Source organism: Phocaeicola sp. RTP21198st1_B8_RTP21198_201120, from assembly GCF_040929485.1.
GTDB lineage: Bacteria > Bacteroidota > Bacteroidia > Bacteroidales > Bacteroidaceae > Phocaeicola > Phocaeicola dorei.
This window is the reverse complement of the sequence record NZ_JBCOCI010000251.1, coordinates 1-1,799: the sequence shown is the minus strand read 5'-3', so window position 1 is coordinate 1,799 and position 1,799 is coordinate 1. Positions and strand designations below refer to the sequence as shown.

Annotated in this window: 1 protein-coding gene; it reads right to left on the bottom strand. The window is 46.0% G+C overall.

What is annotated here, in order from left to right:
* Positions 1-45: 45 nt before the first annotated feature.
* Complete coding sequence (locus AB5935_RS25085) at positions 46-1,341, bottom strand: reverse transcriptase domain-containing protein (RefSeq protein ID WP_368327765.1); 1,296 nt, start codon at positions 1,339-1,341, stop codon at positions 46-48.
* Positions 1,342-1,799: the final 458 nt, after the last annotated feature.

Sequence of the window (1,799 nt, the reverse complement as noted above, 5' to 3'; positions counted from 1 at the left end):
CATCTTACCGGTTCCGCCTTGCTGTCTGCATAAATTCGTATCATTTCAAGTAAAATGTATAATTATCAATCCTTTTTCACTTACTTCACCTTCGCAATGTGCTTCAAAAGGCAGTTCTCCGTCTCTTGCCGCTGATTCACAAATGAAAAGTGTTTCCTCCAGGCTGGTAAAATACTTTCTCTCCTTGCTGTCGAGTTCCAGCTTTATAACAGTCCGGTTTCCGTTTTTCGTCGGAACATCCTTTTCATAATCAAGTACGATCACATCCTTGTTCATCAGTTCGGGCGACTTGATCCTTGCCCCGGTAAATCGTTTCCGTCCGTCTTTAGGCTTGTACTTGTAGCCCAGATCTTTTAATTTTTTCATTTTCTTTCCTGTTAGTTTATAAAATAAGTTCTTGCAATCGGCATGTTTTGTAAGCCCGTAAAATGAGGCGGTCAGCTCCTGCCTGCGTTTCTTGCTTTTAACCTTGTGCATCTTGCGGGCGAACTTTTGTTTGTTACGCTTCCTTAACCGTACATGATCCGGGCGGGTTACATATCCCAGGAAGTCGATACCTTCGGTGATCGGGAAAACGGTATCATTGCTTTTAATCTCCAGGCGGGCTTTACGGGCCTGTTCATGAATGATATCCCTAACCTTCCAAAGGTATTTCTTACTACCGGAAAGCACCAGACCGTCGTCACAATACCGGTAATAGTGTGCTACTGCCTCCTGATCCTTTAACCGGTGATCCAGGTAAATGGATAGAAGCAAATTACAAAGCCCCTGTGATGATCTTAGCCCGATACTTACGCCTTTAGGCATCATGCGGATGCACTCTTCCAGGATTCCGATTAATATTTTATCCTTGAACATCTTTTTCACTGCATCCAGCAAAATGTCCTGGTCTACGCTTTCATAGAATTTCGTTATATCGAACTGGTACCCGAACAGGGTTCCTTCGGGATCATCCTTTATATCTTTAACGATATACTGTAAAAGGTCATGCGTTCCCCTGTTTTTAATGGATGCGGAAGTAGTCCGGATAAAACGTACTTTCAAATGCCGGTCCACCACATTCATAACAGCGTTAAGAACGATCCTGTCCTCCAGGGAAACCGATTGTACGGTCCTTACCTTCGGCCCGTCGTCTACGGTCATTTCCCGATATCCTCCGAGCTTGAACCGCCCACTCCTGATCCGCTGCCTGATCCTCTCTACTGCCTTCGGGACATCCGCCAGTATTCTACGCCCGGCAAAGCTGCGCTTTCGTCTTCTTTTGCGCAATACCGTTTTTATGGCGTCCTCTATATTGGAGTCCTCGACAATCTCTTCTATAATATTATCTTCTCTCCACATGATAATTAAATTAGCCTTCAATTCCCCGGGCCGGGCTTCTTCGAAAAAAATTCCTACCAAACCCCATTGCCCTGCGCTTTATTTTTCCCCTTTCCAGCCGTAAACGGCTGCTGTTGGCGAGGCTCATTCCTCTTGGCTCCACGCCGGGGACACGTCCCCACTGTTGTACGCCAATCTTTAAGGCTTATGCGCTTTTTCTTTATCCTAATTGTTTGCAAGCCGAACGCCGATGTTCGCATTCGTGTTCGATGAATCGTTATTCGCGTTCGCATACGAAACACCGCCTAACGCGTTCGCGTTGTTGTTCGACCGATACACCACACGAGTGTATATGAGGAAATCCGCCTTTGTACTTTCAGGAAGCACCGGCACCCGTCTTACTTCCGGACGCCTGCGCTACCCGCACAACGGTTTACGTTGCTATTTTTTATCTTAATCTGCCTGATTTATGGCTTTAA